The organism is Ferrovum myxofaciens (assembly GCF_000735045.1).
Taxonomy (GTDB): Bacteria; Pseudomonadota; Gammaproteobacteria; order Burkholderiales; family Ferrovaceae; genus Ferrovum; species Ferrovum myxofaciens.
Window position 1 is genome coordinate 1 of record NZ_JPOQ01000004.1, and the last position, 21001, is coordinate 21001.

Sequence of the window (21001 nt, forward strand, 5' to 3'; positions counted from 1 at the left end):
AAGGAAAAAGACCTGACCACGATCCACTACAATGACCGGATTACGATTTCAGAGATTCCCCTGGAAGCCTACGAGTACATCGTGAACGGGAAGCCTGCGCTGGACTGGGTGGTGGAGCGCCAGTGCATCAAAACCGACAAGGACAGCGGGATCGTGTCGGATGCCAATGACTGGGCGGTGGAAACCATGAAGAACCCGCGTTACCCCCTTGAGTTGGTCCAGAGGGTCATCACTGTCAGTCTGGAGACCGTGAAGATTGTCAATGGACTGCCAGCAATTTTTGGAATTGATGCGTGAGGAAATGGATTTTTAAAGTGTAATGTTGAACAGCATGACTTTTATGTAAGGGATTGCCCCATGAAACATGAAAAAGAAGTGCAGCCTGCAAGAATCACATATTTGCGCGTTGAAAATTATAGAGCCCTCAAGCAGGTCGAGTTGAAAGAGATAACTCCGATGACGGTTTTGCTCGGTCCAAATGGCAGCGGCAAATCCACGGTTTTTGATGTATTTGCATTTTTGTCGGAGTGTTTCGAACTTGGCTTGCGCAGAGCCTGGGATCGTCGGGGTCGCTCCAAGGAATTGAAGACTCGGGGTTGTGAGGGTCCCGTGGTGATTGAAATCAAGTATAGGGAGCCAGGTTTTCCAGTGATCACTTATCATCTGGCGGTAGATGAACGGAAAGGCGTCCCGATTGTGGTCGAAGAGTGGTTGCAGTGGCGTCGTGGAAAGCGTGGCAAGCCATTCCGCTTTCTAGATTACAAGGAAGGTTTAGGTCGCGCCATTAGCGGAGAACTGCCGGACGAACAGGATACACGAATTGAAATTCCTCTAAAGTCACCAGATTTAGTAGCAGTGAATGCGTTGGGACAGTTTGCTGATCATCCCAGAGTGGCGGCGCTAAGGGATTTCATCACGGGATGGTATGTTTCCTACCTTTCTGTCGATGAAACAAGAAGTCAGCCGGAGGCAGGTCCACAGGAAAAGTTATCCAGGACTGGCCATAATGTTGCCAATGTCATTCAATTTCTTGCCGAGCAATATCCAGACAGGCTAGAGCATATCTTTAAGGTATTGCGCTCGCGAGTGCCGCGTATCGAACGGGTACTTGCAGAAGCGATGCCGGATGGGCGCTTACTTTTGCAGATCAAGGATACGCCGTTCGAACATCCGGTTCTGGCACGCTTCGCTTCCGATGGCACCCTCAAAATGCTGGCCTACCTTGTGATGCTTTACAACCCATCGCCATCCTCGTTCATCGGAATCGAAGAACCGGAGAATTTTCTTCATCCCCGCCTGCTACCCGAGTTGGCAGAAGAATGTCGTGCGGCTTCAGAGCGAGGACAACTGCTGATCACAACTCACTCTCCCTTTTTTGTTAATGCACTCCGTCCTAATGAAGTGCGCATCCTATATCGGGATGATCATGGTTATACCCAGATTGTTCGCGCCTCTGATATTCAGGGGATATCCGAATTCATCTCAGAGGGGGCATCGTTAGGACATCTGTGGCTTGAAGGACGCTTTGGCATAGGTGATCCCATGGTCAATCAAGGAGGTCCATCACTTCGCAAACGGGGAAAAGCATGACTGTTGACCATCTGGAAATCTTGGTGGAAGAACCTTCCATGGAAGCATTTTTGCAGTCATTGCTCCCAAGAATGCTACCGGTTCATGTGAGTTTTAGTATCTATTCATATCAATGTAAAGATGATCTACTCTGTAAATTGCCGAGCCGCTTAAGGGGGTACGCAGGATGGCTTCCGGAAACATCACTCATCGCGGTCATTGTGGATCGTGACGACGATGATTGTTCTGTTTTGAAGCAAAAAATGGAAAAAGTGGCTGAAGAAGCAGGGCTGAGTACCCGATCAAACCAAAATAATGGGCACTGGAAAGTTGTGAACCGTATTGCCATTGAAGAATTGGAGGCGTGGTATTTCGGTGATTGGGAGGCAGTGCGTGAGGCATATCCAAGGACAAATGCAACTATCATCAGAAAGGAAGGATTTCGCGATCCAGATTCCATTCCTGGAGGGACTTGGGAGGCGTTCGAGCGGGTATTGAAAAAATCCGGTTACTTTAAAAATGGTTTAAGAAAAATCGAAGTGGCTCGGATTCTTGGTGAACGAATCGATCCGCACCTTAATCGATCACGAAGTTTTCAGGTATTCAGAGAAGCATTGTTGGAAGTGATCTAAAGTCACTTGGGAGCAATCAAGGGAGTGGTTTCTATTGTTCTGATGGATGGGGACAATTTTGGGACAATCAGAATGAGTTTGGGTGAGACGAAATGAGAAAAACGGGGACAAAACGGGGACAGTGAGAGGCTTGAAACTTCAAAAAACACAACTTATGGGAAAAACGTCAAGAATTATGTTATTTTAACTTATTGATTTGTATGTGATTTTATGGTGGGCGGTACTGGGATCGAACCAGTGGCCCCTGCCGTGTGAAGGCAGTGCTCTACCCCTGAGCTAACCGCCCTTTCTGAATCGTTACGGCTCATGAAACCTTGAATGGGTTGACCCAAACCAGATGATTGAACCTTCACGGTATCTCGATAAAGGACGGTCATTCTACCGGGTTTTAGAGTCTGACGCAATCCACATAAAACTTGGATTCTCCATTGCTGCCGGTTTTGGAAAGGCCATGAATGTCTGTTTCAAAGCCGGGAAAACGTTGATTGAAGGAACGGGCAAATTGCAGGTAACGCACAATGGTGGCATTGAAGCACTCTCCGGGAATCAGGAGCGGAATGCCGGGGGGGTAAGGAGTGAGAAGCACCGAAGTGATTCGTCCTTCCAGGTCATCGATTCCCACGCGCTCGGTCTCACGGTGAGCCATGCGTGCAAAGGCATCGGCGGGCTTCATGGCCGGGACCATGTCGGACAGGTACATTTCTGTGGTGAGGCGCGCCACATCATTGGCCCGATAGACTTCATGAATTTGGTCAGATAGTTGGCGCAGGCCCCAATTTTCGTAACGGGGGTACTTGGCGACAAACTCAGGCAAGATGCGCCAAAGAGGCTGGTTCTTGTCATAGTCATCTTTGAACTGTTGCAATTCCGTAACCAGCGTGTTCCAGCGTCCCTTGGTGATACCGATGGTGAACATGATGAAGAAAGAGTAGAGCCCGGTTTTTTCAACGACAACTCCATGCTCGGCCAGATATTTTGTGACCACGGCGGCGGGAATTCCGATGTCGTGAAAATCGCCATCCACATCGAGTCCGGGTGTGATAACCGTAGCCTTGATGGGGTCCAGCATGTTGAAGCCGGGAGCCAGATTGCCGAAGCCATGCCAACGTTCGCCGGGTTTGAGCATCCAGTCGCTACGCTCCCCACCACCTTCTTCCGCCAGGTAGTCGGGACCCCATACCTTGAACCACCAATCGGTGCCCCATTCCTCATCCACCTTGCGCATGGCCCGACGAAAGTCGAGGGCTTCACTGATGGATTCCTCCAGTAATGCCGTTCCTCCAGGAGATTCCATCATAGCGGCTGCGACATCGCAGGAGGCAATGATGGCGTATTGCGGGCTGGTGGACGTGTGCATGAGGTAGGCTTCGTTGAAGCAGTCGCGGTCCAGTTTGCGCATTTCGCTGTCCTGTACCAGGATTTGCGAGGCTTGGCTGAGACCGGCCAGCAACTTGTGAGTCGACTGGGTAGACATGACCATGGATTCATGACAGATGGGGCGATCTCGGCCAATGGCATGCATATCCTTGTAAAAATCGCTGAAGGAGGCATGCGGTAGCCAGGCTTCGTCGAAGTGCAAGGTGTCGATGACCCCATCCAGCAACTTCTTGATAGTTTCGACGTTGTAGAGGATACCATCGTAGGTACTTTGGGTCAGCGTTAATACACGCGGTTGAACCGGACTGTTTTGGGCAAAGGGATTGGCCGCAATCTTGCGTTGGATGTTTTCGGGTTTGAATTCCTCCAGTGGAATGGGGCCGATGATGCCGTAGTGATTGCGCGTGGGCATGAGAAACACGGGGATGGCCCCAGTCATGATGATGGCGTGAAGAATGGATTTATGACAGTTGCGATCTACGACAACCACATCGCCTGCCGCAACGGTGGAATGCCACACGATCTTGTTGGAGGTGGACGTGCCATTGGTCACAAAAAACAGATGGTCGGCATTGAAAATACGTGCGGCATTACGCTCGGAAGCCGCCACTGGGCCCGTATGATCAAGCAGTTGCCCCAGTTCGTCCACTGCGTTGCAGACATCGGCGCGGAGCATGTTTTCCCCAAAGAATTGGTGGAACATTTGTCCTACCGGGCTTTTCAGGAAAGCCACCCCGCCTGAATGTCCGGGACAGTGCCAGGAATAGGAACCATCCGAGGCATAGTGGGTAAGGGCACGGAAAAAGGGTGGGGCGAGAGAATCCAGATAGACCCGTGCTTCCCGAGCGATGTGGCGAGCCACAAACTCTGGAGTGTCCTCGAAGAGGTGAATGAAACCGTGCAGTTCCTTCAATACATCGTTAGGAATATGGCGGGAGGTACGCGTTTCACCATAGAGAAATATGGGGATATGGGCGTTACGCCAGCGAATTTCCTGGACGAAGGCACGCAGGTGGCGCAGTGCCGACTCCATTTCGCTGGGAGAACCTCCGCCAAATTCTTCGTCATCGATGGACAGTACGAAAGTGGAAGCACGGCTTTGTTGCTGGGCAAAAGAGGCCATGTCACCAAAACTGGTCACACCCAATACTTCAAACCCTTCTTTTTGAATGGCGTCTGCTAACGCTCGCACCCCAAGACCGCTGGTGTTTTCCGAACGAAAATCTTCATCGATGATGACCACGGGAAAACGAAACTTCATGGAGCCTCCAGTACGGTGGGTGGCAAGGAAAGGGTAGCGGATTATAGCCCTTTTGCTTCACGCTGTCGCAAAGGGTTTGACAGGAATGTTCATGGGGTTTTTGACCCCATGAACTTAAGACTTGGGTTGACGCGCCAGAAACTTATCCAATTGGTTGGCAAACACTTTTCGGTCAGAGTGAGACAGGGGTGGGGGGCCGCCGGTAGGTACGCCACTGCCGCGTAATTGGTCCATGAAATTGCGCAGCGTCAGTAGGGCTTCGATTGTATCGAGGGTGTAAACCTCGCCGCGTGGATTGAGCGCATGCCCCCCTTTTGACAGCACTTCAGAAGCCAGGGGAATATCGGCTGTGATGACCAAATCACCGGGGTGCAGGGACCGGACGATTTCGTTATCGGCCATGTCAAAGCCGCGAGGCACCTGGCGCGCCAAAATATAAGACGAAGCCGGGGTACTCAACAAGGTATTGGCTACGAAGGTTGTCAGGATTTTCGCACGTTCTGCGGCACGGAAAAGAATATCTTTGATGACCACAGGGCAGGCATCTGCATCGACCCAAATATTCATCTCAAGAAAAACCCTTCAAAGGGGTCACTGTAACAGGAACGCTTCCGGACGAATTCGACAGCAAGATTCCATCGTCCTGAATCAGGCAATTGAGATCCATGGTGCGTTCAACCAGGTGAGCCAGTGCCTGACTGTCGGACAAAGGAAGACTGAGGACGGACAGATTGGACAACCGCCGGAGACGGCTACTCATTCCCGCCCACCAAAGCGGAACGGCGCTGCCGCCATAGGCATAAATGATTACCCGTCGAGCACGCCCGCATGCCTTGAGCACGCGTTTTTCATCGGGCAGGCCCACGTCGATCCATTCGTCAATGGCTCCCGTCAGGTCTTTTTTCCAGAGGTCAGGTTCCTCCTGATCAGCGGCCCCCCCCCGGGCGAAGGTCAAGTGTTCATGGGCATGGAGAGCAAACGCCAGCAGGCGCACCATCATGCGTTCGTCGGTTTCGGAGGGGTGACGGGCGATCGTCAAGGTATGGGAGGCGTAATAAGGCCGGTCCATGTTGGATATTTGTAAATTGACCTTGAAGACGGTGGACTTGAGCGCCATGAATCGATGAATTCCGCTGAAAGTAATAGAAGAGATGTTGGGTAGCCCACAGGTAAGGAGGGGCGAGAGGAAAGTTTATCCCAAGGGCGAACCTGAGGCATTCTCTTGCACCCTACGGCTCTTCGACAATCAGTCGAGGAGGTTTGTGGTATAAGATGTCCCACCTTGAACAAGTACGGAGAGGTTCCGAACACTCAACCTCCCATTTTAGCATAAATCGGCCATAATTTTCGGCCATCCGTCCAAAAATTCCAGACCGGCTCTCCGTTCATGAACTCTGCGGCGCCCCTCCCCCGCATCTTTATAAAATCTTTATAGCGTCGCTGTCAGCCTTTACCCCTTTTTGATCTGCCGGTTCCTAGAATGGGTACGACTGGAACTCACTGGGAGAATCTCTATGGATCTGTTCTATCTTGCGATCGTTGTGGCGGTCTTTGGCCTGTCGGTATTGTTGGTCTACGGCTGCGAAAAATTACGGAGGTCGGCATGACTTGGATCTATTTCGTCGCGGGGGCTGTGGTGGTGGGTTTGCTTATCTACCTAGTCATTGCCCTGCTTAAACCGGAGTTATTCTGATGACTATTAACGGACTGTTTCAAATCGTCCTGCTACTGGGCGTGCTGTTTTTGCTGGTGAAACCCTTGGGAGGGTATATGGCCCGGGTTTACGAGGGGAATCTGCCAGCATTTATGCGCTGGCTTTCACCACTGGAGCATCTCTTCTACCGTATGTGCGGGGTGAATCCAAGTCAGGAAATGCGCTGGACGAGTTATGCCCTGGGGGTTCTATGGTTTAGTGTGCTGGGGGTACTGACCGTGTATGCCCTGCAGCGGTTGCAAGGATTTCTGCCCTTGAATCCGCAAAGTCTGGGTGCCGTGAGCCCGGATTCTTCCTTCAACACCGCCATCAGCTTTGTATCCAATACCAACTGGCAAGGGTACGCAGGGGAATCCACGCTGAGTTATCTCACGCAGATGTTTGCTTTGGCTGTGCAGAACTTTTTTTCTGCAGCCACCGGGATGGCCGTGGTGATTGCCCTGATCCGGGGATTTGCCCGACATTCCGTGGAGACCATTGGCAACTTCTGGGTGGACATGACGCGTAGCGTCCTCTATATCCTGTTGCCCTTGTCTCTGGCGCTCGCCTTGATCCTGGTGAGCCAGGGGGTGGTGCAAAACTTTTCACCCTATCCAGTGGTTCGGACCGTGGAGACCACTACCTACGACAACCCCTCGCTGGATGCGGCCGGAAATCCCCTCAAGGATGCTGCCGGTAATCCGGTAACGGTGAAAACCACCACTCAGGAGCAAACGCTTCCGCTGGGTCCGGTGGCTTCCCAGGAGGCCATCAAGGAATTGGGCACCAATGGCGGGGGATTCTTCAACGCCAACTCGGCGCATCCCTATGAAAATCCTACGCCCCTGACTAACTTTCTGGAAATGTTGACGATTCTTTTGATTCCTGCGGCGCTGTGTTACACCTTTGGGGCCATGGTGGGGGATATCCGGCAGGGCTGGACCCTCCTGGCCACCATGACCCTGGTATTCACCCTCATGCTGGCTGTGGCGGAATACGCGGAAACCTCTGGCAACCCAGCCTTTGCCTCCCTAGGGGTCAACCAGCAGGCTTCTGCCTCGCAGTCCGGCGGGAACATGGAGGGGAAGGAAACGCGCTTCGGCATCGTCAATTCGGCCCTCTTTGCCACGGTGACCACCTCCACTTCCTGTGGTTCCGTGAATTCCATGCACGATTCCTTTACCCCGCTGGGGGGGTTGGTGCCGCTGGCCAACATCCAGTTGGGTGAAGTGATTTTTGGGGGGGTGGGTTCCGGTCTCTATGGCATGCTCATTTATGCCGTGATTGCGGTGTTCATTGCGGGCTTGATGATCGGACGGACGCCCGAATATCTGGGCAAGAAGATCGAGGCCTTCGACATCAAGATGGCATCCCTCACCATTCTGATTCCGCCGCTGCTGATTCTGGTTGGAACGGCGGTGGCAGTGATGATGGAGGCCGGGAAGAGCGGGGTGGCCAACCCCGGTGCGCACGGATTCTCTGAAATTCTCTACGCTTTCTCTTCAGCCGCAGGGAATAACGGCAGTGCCTTCGCTGGACTGTCTGCCAACACGCCTTTCTACAATTTTGCTCTAGGGGTGGTCATGTTCTTCGGGCGTTTCTGGCTGATCCTGCCCGTGCTGGCCCTGGCTGGCTCGCTGGCCGGCAAGAAACGAATTCCCGTGGGGGCCGGTACCCTTCCTACCCACACCCCGCTCTTCGTTCTGTTGTTGGTGGGCACGGTGCTTCTGGTGGGGGCATTGACCTTCGTTCCGGCCTTGGGTCTGGGGCCCGTCGTGGAACATTTGACCATGGTTGGGGCTCACTAGGAGAATCAAGATGAACGACCAAACGAAATCCTTTTCCTTTTTTGATCGAAACTTGCTGCGTGTGGCCTGTGTGGATTCGTTCCGCAAACTGTCACCGGTGCAACAAATGAAGAACCCGGTGATGTTCGTGGTCTGGGTGGGTAGCGTACTGACCACGGTCCTGTATCTTCAGGCGTTGGGCGGGAAGGGCGAGGCACCCGCCGGGTTCATTCTGGCGGTGACCCTGTGGTTATGGTTCACCGTGCTCTTCGCCAATTTTGCCGAAGCCGTCGCCGAAGGGCGGAGCAAGGCACAGGCGGCATCTCTGCGTCATGCGCGGCGCGATATCCTGGCCAAAAAAATGACGGAATCCAGCCAGGGTTCCCCATGGTTCTCGGTGGCAAGCAGTGACCTGCGTCGAGGGGATGTGGTCCTGGTGGAAGCCGGGGATATGGTGCCCGCCGATGGTGAGGTCATCGAAGGCGTGGCATCGGTGAACGAAAGCGCCATTACGGGGGAATCGGCGCCTGTGATCCGGGAATCCGGGGGCGATTTCAACGCGGTCACCGGTGGAACGACGGTATTGTCGGACTGGCTGATCGTGCAGGTGACCTCCAATCCCGGTGAAAGCTTCCTCGATCGCATGATTGCCATGGTGGAGGGGGCCAAGCGTCAGAAGACCCCCAATGAAATTGCGCTCACCATCCTGTTGGTGGCCATGACCCTCATATTTTTGTTGGCCACGGTTACCTTATTGCCCTTTTCGATGTACAGCGTCGAAGTAGCCAAAGTGGGGCAGCCCGTCACCATTACCGTGTTGGTGGCCTTGTTGGTGTGCCTGATTCCCACCACCATTGGCGGGTTATTGTCGGCCATTGGGGTGGCAGGCATGGGGCGCATGATGCAGAAGAATGTCATTGCAACTTCGGGTCGGGCGGTGGAGGCGGCAGGGGATGTGGACGTCCTGCTTCTGGACAAGACCGGGACGATCACTCTGGGTAACCGTCAGGCGTCGACTTTCATTCCGGCTCAAGGAGTGAAAGAAAGCGAACTGGCCGATGTCGCCCAACTGGCTTCTTTGGCGGACGAAACCCCAGAAGGTCGCTCCATTGTGGTCTTGGCAAAACAGCGATTTGGGCTGCGCGAGCGGGATATCCACGCTTTGGGGGCCAGCTTCGTTCCCTTTTCGGCGCAAACCCGCATGAGCGGGGTGAACTTGGGTTCCCGCCAGGTGCGCAAGGGTGCGGCAGATGCCGTGAAAAAATATCTGGATGCGCTCGGTTCCCCCTATCCCGAGGCCGTCTCCCGACAGGTGGATGAAGTGGCACGGCGGGGCAGTACCCCGCTGGTAGTGGTGGATGGGGCGCGGGTGATGGGCGTGGTGGAACTCAAGGATATCGTCAAGGGTGGTATCAAGGAGCGGTTTGCCGAGTTGCGCCGCATGGGCATTAAAACGGTGATGATCACCGGGGATAACCGCCTGACGGCAGCGGCCATTGCGGCAGAGGCAGGGGTGGATGATTTTCTGGCGGAAGCGACACCGGAAGCCAAGTTGGCCCTGATTCGCCAGTACCAGGCCGAGGGCCGGTTGGTGGCCATGACCGGCGATGGTACTAACGATGCTCCAGCCCTGGCTCAGTCTGATGTGGCCGTGGCCATGAATACGGGCACGCAGGCGGCCAAGGAAGCCGGTAACATGGTGGATCTGGATTCCAACCCCACCAAACTGATCGAGATCGTGGAAACCGGCAAACAGATGCTCATGACACGGGGGGCACTGACAACCTTTTCCATCGCCAATGATGTGGCCAAATATTTTGCCATCATTCCGGCGGCCTTCGTGACTACCTATCCGGCCTTGGGTGCCCTCAACGTGATGGGACTGACCACGCCAGCCAGTGCCATTCTGTCTGCTGTGATCTTCAATGCTCTGGTGATCGTGGCGCTCATTCCCCTGGCATTGAGAGGGGTTAAATACCGTGCGGTGGGTGCGGCGCAGTTGTTGAGAAATAACCTGCTGATCTACGGAGCAGGGGGGATCATCGTGCCATTTATCGGCATCAAGATGATTGATATGGTATTGGCTGCCCTGGGTTGGGCATAAGGAGATGCACATCATGTGGAAAGAAATGCGTCCTGCCGTGGTCAGTTTTCTGGTTTTGAGTGTGATCACCGGTCTTCTCTATCCCTGGTTGGTGACAGGGTTGGCCCAGGCAATATTTCCAAGCCAGGCCAACGGAAGTTTGATTTTCAAGAAAGGCAGACCGGTGGGTTCCGAGTGGATCGGTCAATCCTTCTCTGATCCTGGGTATTTCTGGGGCAGACCCTCGGCTACCGGTCCCATGCCCTATAATGGGTTAGCCTCCAGCGGTTCCAATCTGGGACCGACCAACCCGGCTCTGATGGATGCCGTCAAGGCGCGGGTCCAAGCCCTCAGGGTAGCCGATCCCGGAAATACCCGGCCGGTCCCGGTGGATCTGGTGACGGCTTCTGCCAGTGGACTTGATCCCCAGATCAGTCCGGCCGCTGCAGACTTCCAGATCGCGCGGGTGGCCCGGGCGCGGGGCTTGAAAACCGATCAGGTTCAGGCCTTGGTGTCCCGGTTTACCGAAGCGCGTCAGTTCGGTGTGCTGGGGGAAGCACGGGTCAATGTGTTGAAACTCAATCTGGCCTTGGATGAACTGACCCATGCGCCGTGACCGCTCCTGGGAAACCTGCCATGACTGAAATACAACGTCCCGATCCTGACATCCTGCTGGGGAATCTTCAGGCCGAGGAGAACCGGGCCAGACGGGGCAAGTTGAAAGTTTTCTTCGGTGCCTGCGCCGGGGTGGGCAAGACCTATGCCATGTTATCGGCAGCCCAACAACAGCGAGCCCAGGGCGTGGATGTGGTGGTGGGCATTGTGGAGACCCATGGCCGGGCGGATACCATGGCCCTGCTCAAGGATCTGGAAACATTACCCCTCAAGGAAGTCGAATACCGTCACCACTTGCTCAAGGAATTCGATCTGGAAGGTGCCCTGGCCCGCAATCCCACCCTGATTCTGATGGATGAACTGGCGCATACCAATGCCCAGGGATGTCTCCATTCCAAACGTTGGCAGGATGTGGACGAGTTGCTGGGGGCGGGCATCCATGTTTTTACCACGGTGAACGTACAGCATCTGGAAAGTTTGAATGATGTGGTGGGGGGAATCACCGGGGTCCGGGTGTGGGAAACGGTGCCTGATCATGTTTTCGATGAAGCCGACGAAGTCATGTTGGTGGATTTGCCCCCCGAAGAATTGCTCCAGCGCCTCAAGGAAGGAAAGATTTATCTGCCGCATCAGGCGGAGCGTGCCATTCGTAATTTCTTTCGCAAGGGGAATCTCATCGCCCTGCGCGAACTGTCTCTACGGCGCACTGCTGACCGTGTAGATGGGGAGATGCGGGCCTATCGGCGTACCAAGGCGGTGCAGTCCATCTGGCAGACGCGCGAATCCTTGTTGGTATGCGTGGGACCGGGGCCGGGTAGCGAACGGGTGATTCGCAATGCGGCCCGCCTGGCCGCTCAAATGGAAGTGACGTGGCACGCAATTTATGTGGAAACACCCCGGCTTCAGCGTTTGCCTAAAAGAGTCCGGGAACAGATTCTCCAGACCTTGAAGTTGGCCAAGGATCTGGGGGCAGAAACCGCCACCCTGCCCGCAGAAGATGCGGCGGCGGTGACGGTGGCCTATGCCCGGGAACATAACCTGACCAAGGTGGTGGTGGGGCGGGACCTTGAACGTCACCTATGGCGTCGATCCTTTGCCGAACGGATCGGACGGTTGGCTACGGATCTGGATGTCATTCAGGTCGCCCGTAACCAGCGCAATCCGGGGGAGCCTGACGGGAAGGCTCAGACACTGTTCTTTACCCAGGAGTATTCGCGCTGGCCTTCCTATGCGAAAAGTGTGGCCCTGTGCGTGCTCGTCACGTTCCTGGCGACGCCCCTGCGTCACTGGCTCGAACTGACCAACATCGTCATGATCTTCCTGCTGGTGGTCATGGGTGTGGCGCTGCGCCTGGGAAGAGGACCGGCGGTGCTGGCGGCCTTTCTTAGCGTGGCATTCTTTGATTTCTTTTTTGTCCCCCCCCGCTTTTCCTTTGCAGTGAGTGACGTGCAATACCTGCTTACGTTTATGGTCATGCTGAGCGTCGCCCTGGTGATTGCCCAGTTGATGGCCAACCTGCGTTATCAGGCCCGGGTGGCCATGAATCGGGAACGACGAGCCCGGGCGCTGTACGAGGCGGCCCGGGATCTGTCTGCCACCCTGATGCCCGGACAAATTGCAGAGGTTTGCGTGCGCTTTGCGGACAATGTTCTGGGGGCAAAAACCGGGTTACTCTTGATGGATAACGAGAATCATCTGCAAGACCCGGTGAAGGCCGAAGGGGTCTTGACGACAGTGGATACCGGCATCGCACAATGGTCTTTCGATCATGGGGAACCCGCTGGTTTGGGAACCGATACTCTGGCAGCTTCCCCGGTGTTTTACCTTCCTCTCAAGGCACCCATGCGCACGCGCGGGGTGCTGGCCATCGAACCCCGCCAGAGTCACTGGTTACAAGTGCCGGAACAACGTCGCTTGCTGGATACCTTTGCCTCTCTGGCTGCCATTGCCATCGAAAGGATCCATTATGTAGATGTGGCTCAGGAAGCTTTGGTGAAGATGGAGTCGGAACGCTTGCGCAACTCGGTACTGTCGGTGCTGTCTCATGATTTACGGACGCCTTTGACGGCGCTGGTGGGGTTGTCCGATACCTTGGGCCTGGAATCTTTGTCCGTGCCTCAGCAGGAGACTGTCCAGGCGATTCATGATGAAGCCGTGCGTATGGGCGCCTTGGTGAACAATCTACTGGATATGGCACGTCTGCAATCCGGCGAAGTGAAACTGAAAAGGGAATGGCAGTTGGTGGAAGAGGTAATCGGCAGTGCGCTCAAAGCCTCGACGGGGGCATTGGCTGGACGGGAGGTACGCGTGGAATTGCCGGAAGACTTGCCCTTCGTCGAATTTGATGCCGTCCTCATCGAACGTGTATTATGCAATCTGTTGGAGAACGCCGGGAAATATACGGAGCCTCAGGCCCATATTGTCATCCGGGCCCAGTGTACGGATCAGACCCTGGATATTTCGGTCTGTGACGACGGGCAGGGTTTTCCCGTCGGAACGGAGGATACCTTGTTCGACAAGTTTACTCGAGGTCGCGCCGAATCGGCGGTGTCGGGTGTGGGGCTTGGGCTCGCCATCTGTCGGGCGATCATTACCGCGCACCAGGGTCGGATTTGGGCAGAACATGGAGTTCCCCAGGGCTCCCGTTTTACCTTCTCCCTTCCCCTAGGCACACCTCCTGACCTTTCCGTACCGCCGGAGGCCGAGGGATGAGTGAGACCGTGGTGATTTTGGTGGAAGACGAAAAGCAGATCCGTCGTTTCGTGCGAGCAGCCCTGGAATCTGAAGGTTGCCAGGTTATCGAGGCGGTGACCGGCGAGCGTGGCCTGATCGAAGCCGCGACCCGTAAACCTGATCTGGTGATTCTGGATCTGGGACTGCCCGACCGGGAGGGGGTGGAAGTGCTGCAGGATTTGCGCAGTTGGTCGCAGGTACCGGTTATCATCCTCTCCGCACGATCGAATGAAGAGGACAAGATCGCCGCGCTGGATGCGGGCGCCGACGATTATCTGACCAAACCCTTCGGCGTCGGCGAATTACTGGCAAGGGTACGCGCGCAACTTCGGCGCCACAGCTTATCTGGAGAAGCGGGACAATCCGAGATCGGGTTTGGGAAAATTCGGGTGGACAGGGTCAAGCGCCTGGTCATGACCGAGGAAGGGGAGAGCATTCACCTGACTTCCATCGAATACCGCTTGTTAGCCTATCTGCTCGCTTATCCCGGAAAAGTGTTGACCCACCGCGAGTTATTGCGCGAAGTCTGGGGTCCTACCCATGTGGAAAGTGCTCACTACCTGCGGGTATACATGGGAAACTTGCGCAAGAAACTGGAAAGGGACCCGGCCCGCCCTGACTTCCTGCTGACAGAAAGTGGGCTGGGTTACCGCTTCAAACCCTGACACTCCTACTCAGAAAGGGAGGGCCTGACAGCCGTTTTCATCACACTTCAAGTACCCTCCCTTGCGACTGTTCCAGTCAGTGAGAACCCAACGTTCGCAGGTATTGTCGTCCAGTCGGTAAGTGTGGCGGGCAGGACGGTGGGTATGACCATGAATCAGACGCGGGTAATCATTTTTGCGCAATAACTCGATTACGGCCTGGAGGGTTACGTCCATGATGGCCAAGGTTTTTTTCTTTTTGGCCTGGGTACTCATGGTGGTGGCTTCCTGAGCAATCTTGTACCGTTCTTCGATGGGCAGGGTCATGACTTTGCGCTGCCAAGTCACCGAACGGACCTGTTTGCGCCACGCCTGATAGGCTTCATCTTCCGTGCACAACTGGTCGCCGTGGGTGAGCAGGGTGCGAACCCCATCCTCCAGAATGAGGATGGTGGGGTCTGCCAGATGGGTTGCGCCACAGGCTTTGGCAAACTTGTTACCGAGCAGGAAGTCACGGTTTCCGTGCAGGTAGAACAGTTGAGTCCCCTGCTGGGTCAAGGTCGCGAGGGCACTCACCACTTTCTGGTTGAAGGGCGAAGGGATATCGTCATCGCCCACCCAGGTTTCAAAGAGGTCGCCCAGGATATACAAGGCCGTGGCTTCGCGTGCCGGCCCTTCCAGAAAGTTCTGAAACTTCTGGAAGAGTTTGGGTGAAGACGGCGAGAGATGCAGGTCTGCGATGAAAAGGGAATGGGACACGGTGAGTTACATGACCTCCGCACGTTCGATGAGGACATCTTCCAGAGGTACGTCGCTATGTCCCAGACGGTTGCCAGTGGGCACCCCCTTGATGCGATCCACGATGTCCTGACCCTCCGTGACCTGAGCAAAGACGCAGTAGCCGAAGCCATTGCGGTTGGGGGCAGTGTGGTCGAGGAAATGGTTATCCTTGACGTTGATGAAGAACTGGGCGGTGGCCGAATGTGGGTCCGAGGTGCGGGCCATGGCAACGGTATAACAGAGGTTGGAAAGACCGTTGGCCGCCTCGTTTTCGATAGGGGCGTGGGTTTCCTTCTGCTTCATGCCCGGCGCAAACCCTCCTCCCTGAATCATGAAGCCATCGATGACCCGATGAAAGATAGTATTGTCATAAAAACCATCGTGCACATAAGACAGGAAGTTATCCGTGGTTTTAGGAGCTTTTTCAACATCGAGGGTGAGAACGATATCACCAAAATTGGTTTTGAGGCGGACCATAGAGAACTCCATCAGTTAAGTTTGTCGGCCTTGAGTTTCAAGGTGCGATTCGTGGGATTCAGTTTCAAGGCCTGGGCGTAGGAACGACGCGCCAGCGCGAGGTAGACATCGCCCAGATTTTCAAAGGCGATGGCGTAGTTGGGTTGGGATGCCACCCCTTTTTCCAGGATGGCGCGCGCATCATCGAGTTGTCCCTGAGCGGCGTAGAGGGCACCCAAGTTATTATAGGGCGCACCCATTTCCGGAAAACGCTCGGTCAGATTCTTGAGGATGAGGATGGCTTCACCCTTGCGATTCAACTGGGTCAGTGCGATGGCCTTGAGAAACAGAACATCGCCTTCATCGGGTTGTTCTTCCAGAGAACGGTTGGCCAAGGCCAGAGCTTGCTGGGGATGATGGTCGTGTAACAGGGATTGCATTGCCAGAGGGACATGGATCGGCAAGGGGGCTTCTGACGGCGGGGCAGAGGATGTGCTAGGATGCGCATCGTTGCTTTCCTGCGAGGTTTGCAGCACCGGGGCCGTGCCCGATCCGGTGCTTTCGGTGCCGGTTGCGCACACCCCTTGCTCGCACCACAAGGCGAGGGAAAGGGAAAGGATTAGAAACCGGAGCATCATGGGTTGAAATGGGAGGCGAATTGTGTAACCCCAAATTCTATCAATTCAACGCGTTGCTGACTAGACCTTTTGTCAGGATCTATCGATTTTTTTGAGTTGGCGGTTATATTCATGCTGAATCTGTTCAATACCCTTACCCGTCGGACTGAACCTTTTGTCCCCATCGAGCCTGGTCAGGTGCGCCTGTATGTCTGTGGCATGACGGTGTATGACCGTTGTCACCTGGGCCATGGACGCATGCTCGTCAATTTTGATGTGCTCTACCGCTGGTTGCGGACAACCGGTTATGCAGTTACCTATGTGCGCAATATTACCGATATAGATGACAAGATCATCGAGCGGGCAGCACAGAATGGGGAACCCATCCAGGCTCTGACCGAGCGCATGATTCTGGCCATGCAGGAAGATCTGGCCCGTCTGCGGGTGTTGCCACCAACCCATGAACCCCGTGCCACTGAACATGTTCCGGGCATGATCCGGTTGATTGAAGTACTGATTCAGAAAGGATTGGCTTACTCGGGGCAGAATGGGGATGTCTACTACTCGGTGCGGGACTTTCCCGACTACGGCAAGTTATCCGGCAAGTCCCTTGAGGATCTGCGGGCAGGTGAGCGTGTGGCACGGGATGAGTTCAAGCGCGATCCCCTCGATTTCGTATTGTGGAAGAGCGCCAAGCCCGGCGAGCCTCGATGGCCTTCGCCTTGGGGGGAAGGGCGACCGGGCTGGCATATCGAATGCTCGGTGATGAGCGAATGCTTTCTAGGTGCCCATTTTGACATACACGGGGGTGGTCACGACCTGCAATTTCCACATCACGAAAACGAAATAGCCCAGAGTGAGGGGGCCCATGGGCACGCCTTCGTCAATGTGTGGATGCACAATGGTTTTCTACGGGTAAATGATGAAAAAATGTCCAAATCTCTGGGCAATTTCTTCACTCTGGCCGATATTTTCGAAAAATTTCATCCGGAAGTGGTGCGTTTCTTTCTCTTGCGAGGTCATTACCGCAGTCCTCTCAATTACACCGATGGTCATCTGGAGGATGCCCGGCAGGGATTGAATACCCTCTACACGGTGTTACGTGATTACCCCACGGTTATGGGCAGTGTCCCGGACTGGAATGGGGTGGCCGAAGGGGCCTTCAAGCGTGCGCTGGACGATGACTTGAACACTCCGGAAGCCGTGGCAGTCCTCTTTGGTTTGGCCCATGATGCCCACCGGGGCGAAGTGGGGGCGGCCCAACGCTTGCGCGCTCTGGCTGAGGTACTGGGACTGCTGGGCAGTGCTCCGGTGGAATGGTTTCAGAGGGGGGCCGGTTTGACTGTGCAGGCAGGGGATGAGGACCAGGAACGTATCGAAATATTGATGGCGCAACGGCAAGCGGCGCGGGCGCGAAAGGATTTTTCAACCGCCGACCAGATTCGTCAGGCCCTCTTGGCGGAGGGAATCGTCCTTGAAGACAAGGAAGGGACTACCCAATGGCGGCGCTCCTGAATTGTTCAGCCCCTGCCGTGACGGGGGCTGAACAGCGTTGCACTTAGGTTTGGAAGAAGTCGCGCACCTTGTCCATGAAACTCTTGGTGCGGGGACTGTGGGTGTCATTTCCACGGGTTCCTTGTTCCAGTTGGCGCAATAACTCTTTTTGAACCTCGGTCAACTTGACTGGAGTTTCCACTACCACATGGCACATTAGGTCGCCCTGGCTGCCTCCGCGCAGTGCTTTGATCCCCTTGGCACGCAGGCGAAAAACCTGACCAGTCTGGGTTTCAGCAGGGATTTTCAGTTTGGCCTGACCTTCCAGGGTGGGGATTTCGATTTCTCCCCCCAGGGCAGCCACCGCAAAACTGATAGGCATTTCGCAATGCAGGTCCGTTCCTTCGCGCTGGAATACAGGGTGGGGACGGATCTGGACGACTACAAACAGATCACCCGCCGGACCCCCGGCCTGTCCCGGTTCGCCTTCTCCAGCCAGGCGAACGCGGTCACCATGATCGATGCCAGCAGGAATCTTGACGGATAAGGTCTTGTGTTTGCGGATTCGCCCGGCTCCATGACAGTCGGGACAGGGCGAGGTGATGGTCTTGCCACTTCCGTGACAGACCGGGCAAGTTTGCTGGATGGAAAAAAATCCTTGCTGCATGCGCACCTGACCCTGTCCCCCACAGGTGGAACAGGTGCTCGGACTGGTTCCCGGTTTGGCACCGCTGCCCTTGCAGGTACCACAGTTTTCCAGGGCAGGAATGCGAATCTGGGTCTCGGTACCCCGAGCCGCCTCTTCCAGGCCGATTTCCAAGTTGTAGCGTAGATCGGATCCCCGGTACATGCCTCCGGTCCGGTTGCCTCGTCCACCACCCCCACCAAAAATATCGCCAAAAATATCGCCAAAGGCATCGGAAAACCCGCCCATCCCCGGACCGCCCCCGGGGCCAGCACCTGCACCCATTTGAGGATCTACGCCCGCATGTCCATAACGGTCATAAGCGGCACGTTTGTCCACATCGGACAGGATTTCGTAGGCTTCCTTGACTTCCTTGAACTGAGCCTCTGACTTGGCATTGTCCGGATTTCGATCCGGATGATGCTTCATGGCCAACTTGCGATAGGCCTTTTTGATGTCATCCTCGGATGCATCCCGGTTGACTCCCAGGACTTCATAAAAATCGCGTTTGCTCATGATTCCTCTCAAATAAATCATTGGGGAGTGAGGTTTTCACCCCCTCCCCAACAACCTGACTTCCCCAGGGGAAGGTTCTTTACTTCTTGTCCTTCACTTCTTCGAACTCGGCATCTACAACATGGTCTTCCTTGTTGCCAGCAGCGCCGGGTTCTTGGGCATGGACACCAGCACCACCCGTATTTGCATCGGCTGCGTACATCTTTTCAGCCAATTTATGGCTGGCTTCGGAGAGTTTTTCAGTGGTGGCGGTGATGCGTGCTGTATCCTGTGACTGGAGTGCATCTTCTGCATCCTTGAGTGCACTTTCGATGCTGGATTTTTCTTCGGCTGAAAGTTTGTCGCCGTGATCCTTGACGGATTTGGTGACATTATGGACCAAACTTTCCAGACCATTCTTCGCATTCACTGCTTCCAGATTTTTCTTGTCTTCTTCCGCGTTTTCCTCGGCATCCTGCACCATGCGCTGGATTTCCTCTTCCGACAGACCGGAGTTGGCCTTGATGGTGATCTTGTTTTCCTTGCCGGTGGCCTTGTCCTTGGCATTCACGTGCAGGATCCCGTTGGCATCGATGTCGAAGGTCACTTCGATCTGTGGCATGCCTCGGGGTGAAGGAGGAATATCGCTCAGGTTGAACTGCCCCAGGCTTTTATTCCCGCTGGCCATGTTTCGTTCCCCTTGCAGGACGTGGATGGTCACCGCCGACTGGTTGTCGTCGGCGGTGGAGAAGACCTGGGACGCCTTGGTGGGGATGGTGGTGTTCTTCTGGATCAAACGGGTCATAACTCCGCCCAGGGTTTCGATGCCGAGGGACAGAGGCGTGACATCAAGCAACAATACATCTTTGACGTCGCCTTTCAAGACACCACCCTGGATGGCTGCTCCGATGGCTACCGCTTCATCCGGGTTGACATCCTTGCGCGGATCCCGGCCAAAGAGTTCCTTGACACGTTCCTGTACCTTGGGCATACGACTTTGCCCGCCCACCAGAATCACGTCAGCGATGTCACTGATCTTCACGCCTGCATCCTTGATAGCCGTTTCGCAGGGCTTCATGGTGCGGTCGATGAGTTCCTGCACCAGACTTTCCAGTTTGGAGCGGGTGATTTTGACCACCAGATGTTTGGGTCCGCTGGCATCGGCTGTGATGTAGGGCAGGTTGACTTCGGTCTGTTGTGCCGAGGACAGTTCGATTTTGGCTTTTTCTGCGGCTTCCTTGAGGCGTTGCAGGGCCAGCACATCCTTACGCAGGTCCAGGCCGTTTTCACGCTTGAACTCGTCGGCCAGGTAATCGATGACGCGCAGGTCAAAGTCTTCCCCGCCGAGGAAGGTGTCTCCATTGGTGGAAAGCACTTCGAATTGGTGTTCGCCATCGATTTCGGCGATTTCGATGATTGAAATATCGAAGGTTCCTCCGCCCAGATCATAAACGGCAATCTTGCGGTCCCCTTCCTTTTTGTCCATCCCGAAAGCCAAGGCGGCAGCGGTGGGTTCGTTGATAATGCGCTTGACGTCCAGTCCTGCGATACGTCCCGCATCCTTGGTGGCTTGGCGCTGACTGTCGTTGAAGTAGGCCGGAACCGTGATGACGGCTTCGGTTACTTCTTCACCCAGGTAGTCTTCCGCAGTTTTCTTCATTTTTTGCAGGACAGCGGCAGAGATTTCCGGCGGTGCCATCTTTCTGCCCCGCACCTCCACCCAGGCATCCCCATTGCTGGCCTTGACGATGGAGTAAGGCACCATGTGGATATCCTTTTGTACCATATCTTCTTCGAAGCGCCGACCGATCAGGCGCTTGACGGCGAAGAGGGTGTTTTTGGGGTTGGTGATGGCCTGCCGTTTGGCAGGCGCGCCCACCAGAACCTCGCCTTCTTCCATGTAGGCGATGATAGAGGGGGTCGTGCGTGCGCCTTCTGCGTTTTCAATGACCTTGGGTTTTCCGCCTTCCATGACGGCCACGCAGGAATTGGTGGTACCCAGATCGATTCCGATGATTTTTCCCATGATGTTATTAGCCTCTTCTCAAAAATTGGTGGGGAATACTTTATGGTTGTACCT

At 55.0% G+C, this 21001-nt stretch carries 18 protein-coding genes and 1 tRNA gene; 10 read left to right on the forward strand and 9 right to left on the reverse strand.

All coding sequences use genetic code 11. The annotated features are described in order from the left end of the window. The 3 genes from IV91_RS15545 to IV91_RS0100715 form a co-directional block, all read left to right on the forward strand. On the forward strand, positions 1-297 hold a 297-nt coding region (locus IV91_RS15545), incomplete at its 5' end, for a type ISP restriction/modification enzyme (RefSeq protein ID WP_035416923.1). A 60-nt stretch (positions 298-357) separates the two neighbouring features. Then, the gene (locus tag IV91_RS0100710) at positions 358-1590 is read left to right on the forward strand and encodes an AAA family ATPase (protein WP_031595217.1); all 1233 of its coding nucleotides are present in this window, start codon (positions 358-360) and stop codon (positions 1588-1590) included. After that, positions 1587-2201 carry a DUF4276 family protein gene (locus tag IV91_RS0100715; RefSeq protein WP_031595218.1) on the forward strand — a complete coding sequence of 205 codons (615 nt, stop codon included), beginning with the start codon at positions 1587-1589 and terminating at the stop codon, positions 2199-2201. Before IV91_RS0100710 ends, IV91_RS0100715 begins: the two co-directional genes overlap by 4 nt. 211 nt (positions 2202-2412) lie before the next feature. On the opposite strand, the gene IV91_RS0100720 is transcribed toward IV91_RS0100715, so the two are convergent. The 4 genes from IV91_RS0100720 to IV91_RS0100735 all read right to left on the reverse strand — a co-directional run bounded on the left by IV91_RS0100720 (position 2413) and on the right by IV91_RS0100735 (position 5956). Beyond that, a tRNA-Val gene (locus IV91_RS0100720) sits at positions 2413-2487 on the reverse strand. 102 nt (positions 2488-2589) lie between these two features. After that, positions 2590-4839: an arginine/lysine/ornithine decarboxylase gene (locus tag IV91_RS0100725; protein ID WP_031595221.1), complete on the reverse strand. Its 2250-nt coding sequence runs from the start codon at positions 4837-4839 to the stop codon at positions 2590-2592. A 114-nt stretch (positions 4840-4953) separates the two neighbouring features. Further along, the gene (locus IV91_RS0100730; RefSeq protein WP_031595222.1) at positions 4954-5406 is read right to left on the reverse strand and encodes a YaiI/YqxD family protein; all 453 of its coding nucleotides are present in this window, start codon (positions 5404-5406) and stop codon (positions 4954-4956) included. A 1-nt stretch (position 5407) separates the two neighbouring features. After that, on the reverse strand, positions 5408-5956 hold the full coding sequence (locus IV91_RS0100735) for a YaeQ family protein (protein WP_031595223.1): 549 nt from the start codon (positions 5954-5956) through the stop codon (positions 5408-5410). A 486-nt stretch (positions 5957-6442) separates the two neighbouring features. Here IV91_RS0100735 and kdpF point away from each other — a divergent pair, with 486 nt between their 5' ends. Genes kdpF through kdpE form a run of 6 tightly spaced genes read left to right on the forward strand, consistent with a single transcriptional unit; the run spans position 6443 to position 14415 of the window. Continuing rightward, complete coding sequence (kdpF, locus tag IV91_RS17760) at positions 6443-6532, forward strand: K(+)-transporting ATPase subunit F (protein WP_150112330.1); 90 nt, start codon at positions 6443-6445, stop codon at positions 6530-6532. Continuing rightward, on the forward strand, positions 6532-8340 hold the full coding sequence (gene kdpA, locus IV91_RS0100745; protein WP_031595224.1) for a potassium-transporting ATPase subunit KdpA: 1809 nt from the start codon (positions 6532-6534) through the stop codon (positions 8338-8340). Before kdpF ends, kdpA begins: the two co-directional genes overlap by 1 nt. A 10-nt stretch (positions 8341-8350) precedes the next feature. After that, positions 8351-10423 carry a potassium-transporting ATPase subunit KdpB gene (kdpB, locus tag IV91_RS0100750; protein WP_031595226.1) on the forward strand — a complete coding sequence of 691 codons (2073 nt, stop codon included), beginning with the start codon at positions 8351-8353 and terminating at the stop codon, positions 10421-10423. A gap of 13 nt (positions 10424-10436) precedes the next feature. Further along, a complete protein-coding gene (kdpC, locus tag IV91_RS0100755) occupies positions 10437-11018 on the forward strand; it encodes a potassium-transporting ATPase subunit KdpC (protein WP_031595228.1) in 582 nt (193 codons plus the stop codon). A 20-nt stretch (positions 11019-11038) separates the two neighbouring features. Further along, positions 11039-13729, forward strand: coding sequence for a two-component system sensor histidine kinase KdpD (gene kdpD / locus IV91_RS0100760; protein WP_031595229.1), 2691 nt, complete (start codon positions 11039-11041; stop codon positions 13727-13729). Further along, on the forward strand, positions 13726-14415 hold the full coding sequence (gene kdpE, locus IV91_RS0100765) for a two-component system response regulator KdpE (protein WP_031595232.1): 690 nt from the start codon (positions 13726-13728) through the stop codon (positions 14413-14415). The genes kdpD and kdpE overlap by 4 nt, the downstream gene beginning before the upstream one ends. Before the next feature lie 9 nt (positions 14416-14424). On the opposite strand, the gene IV91_RS0100770 is transcribed toward kdpE, so the two are convergent. Genes IV91_RS0100770 through IV91_RS16570 form a run of 3 tightly spaced genes read right to left on the reverse strand, consistent with a single transcriptional unit; the run spans position 14425 to position 16268 of the window. Then, positions 14425-15153, reverse strand: coding sequence for a UDP-2,3-diacylglucosamine diphosphatase (locus IV91_RS0100770; protein WP_031595234.1), 729 nt, complete (start codon positions 15151-15153; stop codon positions 14425-14427). Positions 15154-15159: 6 nt separating this feature from the next. Then, positions 15160-15651, reverse strand: coding sequence for a peptidylprolyl isomerase (locus IV91_RS0100775; protein ID WP_031595237.1), 492 nt, complete (start codon positions 15649-15651; stop codon positions 15160-15162). Positions 15652-15662: 11 nt separating this feature from the next. Next, on the reverse strand, positions 15663-16268 hold the full coding sequence (locus IV91_RS16570; protein WP_051861782.1) for a tetratricopeptide repeat protein: 606 nt from the start codon (positions 16266-16268) through the stop codon (positions 15663-15665). Between the two features lie 111 nt (positions 16269-16379). Here IV91_RS16570 and cysS point away from each other — a divergent pair, with 111 nt between their 5' ends. Beyond that, positions 16380-17762, forward strand: a complete 1383-nt coding sequence (gene cysS, locus IV91_RS0100785) for a cysteine--tRNA ligase (RefSeq protein WP_031595241.1) — start codon at positions 16380-16382, stop codon at positions 17760-17762. A 43-nt stretch (positions 17763-17805) separates the two neighbouring features. On the opposite strand, the gene dnaJ is transcribed toward cysS, so the two are convergent. Together dnaJ and dnaK are read right to left on the reverse strand one after the other, a co-directional pair. Continuing rightward, entirely contained in the window at positions 17806-18942 is a 1137-nt protein-coding gene (gene dnaJ, locus IV91_RS0100790) for a molecular chaperone DnaJ (protein ID WP_031595243.1), read from the reverse strand. A gap of 79 nt (positions 18943-19021) precedes the next feature. After that, complete coding sequence (gene dnaK, locus IV91_RS0100795) at positions 19022-20947, reverse strand: molecular chaperone DnaK (RefSeq protein ID WP_031595246.1); 1926 nt, start codon at positions 20945-20947, stop codon at positions 19022-19024. Positions 20948-21001 lie beyond the last annotated feature (54 nt).